Raw genomic sequence first — 1,889 nt, 5'->3', positions numbered from 1 at the left:
CCTCTGATTCGCTCGAATCAGCCTCCCATCCGGCGCCTACTACCTATTCGGTACACCGATGAAGTGGTGGGTCAATTTGTGTCTTTTTGTACGAAGAATACCGTTCGTCGGCAAAAAATGCCGTGCGTTTCCGCGCACTTCCGCACATCGCCGATTTTGAACAGCCGATCAACTGTGCCGCTTTTCACGCTTTCACCCCCCCTAAAGTCATTCGCAGTGGCGTCGAGAAACAAGGCAATGGGGCCAAAAACGTGAGGCACTTCACGATCGGACTGCAGAACCCCAAACATTCGTATTAACGCTTTTGGCTGAAATTCGCCAGGCGTCGGAACTTTCAATTCAACTCATTGCGAACGCCAACCATCATGGAAATCGAATTGGTTAATCCCCGCCAGAAACGGCAGTTGTCCCGCCCGGTGTTGGCGGCCCTGTTCACCTGCGTGGCCTTGGCCGCCTGTGGTGGTGGTGGCGGTGGGGGTAGCGAAGGCGCCTCCGCGGCGCCCGTGGACAACGCGGCCAGCGCGGCGCCCCCGCCGCCCGCCAACGGCGGCTCGCCCACCCAAGCCGAGATGGACGCGGCGGCGGCCCGTGGCTGGTCCTGGAACAGCTTCAAGAAGTTCTGGGAATCGATCAAGTCGCCTGCTCCAGCACCTGCCCCCGCTCCGGCGCCTGCCCCCGCTCCGGCACCTGCCCCCGCTCCGGCACCTGCCCCCGCGCCGGCGCCTGCCCCCGCGCCGGCACCTGCTCCCGCACCGGCGCCTGCCCCCGCTCCGGCACCTGCCCCCGCGCCGGCGCCTGCCCCCGCGCCTGCCCCCGCTCCCGCCCCGGCGGTCGGCATCGGCGGCCTGGCCTGCGCCGCGGGCGCCATCACCTGCGTGGAGGTGAGCTCCGGCAGCGCCCAGACCAACCTGCCCATCACCTTCGGCCAGCCCTTCCGCAGCGGCGACCTTTCCACCAGCCAGGGCCTCAGCGCCCAGGACAGCGCCGGCAACACCGTGCCCGTGCAGATGGATGAGGTGTCCACCCATGCCAACGGCTCCGTGCGTTTCGCTGTGCTCAGCGCCAGCGTCCCCAGCCTGCCAGCCAACACCGCGCGCCTGATCAATTTCTACCCCGCCGCCAAGACCAGCCCCAGCGTCTCGGTGCCAGCCGATCCGGCCTGGAACCTGCAGGTCACGGCCAAGCTCGCCGACGGCAGCACCCTGGTGGCCAACCCGCAGCAGCAGCTCAAGCAGCAGATCGCCAGTGGCACCAACCGCCGCCTGTACGGCCCGGTGGCCAGCGAATTCACCGTGGTCGCGCCCATGGTCAACCAGGCCACCGGCGCCGCCCACCCGCACCTGGTCGCACGCCTGCACACCCGCCTGTACCAGAGCGGCCAGATCCGCACCGACGTGGTGATGGAGAACAACTGGGCGCTCAAGGCCTCGCCGTCTGACCTGAGCTACTCGTTGACCGTCACGGCCAACGGCCAGACGCTGCTGTCGCAGCCCTCGTTCACGCACCACCACCATGCGCGCTGGCACAAGGTGGTGTGGAACAACGGCGCCGCACCGAACGTTCGCCTGCGCCACAACATGCGCTACTTCCTGGATAGCCGCGCCACCTGGAACTACAACCTGGGCCTGACGATTCCTGAAACCGTGCTCGCCGCCGAGGCGAGCAACCTGGCCAAGACCAACACCGGCCCCATGGGCACGGCCATGCTGACCACCAACATGCCGGGCACCGGCGGCCGGGCGGAGATCGCCCCCGTGCCGCGCTGGACGGCGATGTACCTGGTCAGCCAGGACGACCGCGCCCGCGCCTCCATGCTGGCCAACGCCGACGCCGCCGCCAGCGCCCCCGTGCACTACCGCGACGAGGCCACCGACCAGCCCATCAGCGTG

General features: G+C 67.9%; 2 protein-coding genes. One reads left to right on the top strand and one right to left on the bottom strand.

Going from position 1 to position 1,889, the window contains the following annotated elements; genetic code table 11:
- Window positions 1–334: 334 nt before the first annotated feature.
- Window positions 335–634 (bottom strand): hypothetical protein, encoded by a 300-nt coding sequence (locus BGO22_RS13300; RefSeq protein ID WP_275564508.1) that lies wholly within the window; start codon window positions 632–634, stop codon window positions 335–337.
- Window positions 635–881: 247 nt separating this feature from the next.
- On the opposite strand from BGO22_RS13300, the gene BGO22_RS13295 reads away from it, so the two are divergent.
- Window positions 882–1,889 (top strand): RIFT barrel domain-containing protein (locus tag BGO22_RS13295; RefSeq protein ID WP_502686463.1); only part of this gene is annotated, 1,008 nt, incomplete at its 3' end.

The sequence above is a fragment of the Hydrogenophaga sp. 70-12 genome, from assembly GCF_001897365.1.
In the GTDB taxonomy this organism is placed as follows: domain Bacteria; phylum Pseudomonadota; class Gammaproteobacteria; order Burkholderiales; family Burkholderiaceae_C; genus Hydrogenophaga; species Hydrogenophaga borbori.
Note: the sequence above shows the minus strand (reverse complement) of the source record. Positions and strands in the feature narration are given on the sequence as shown.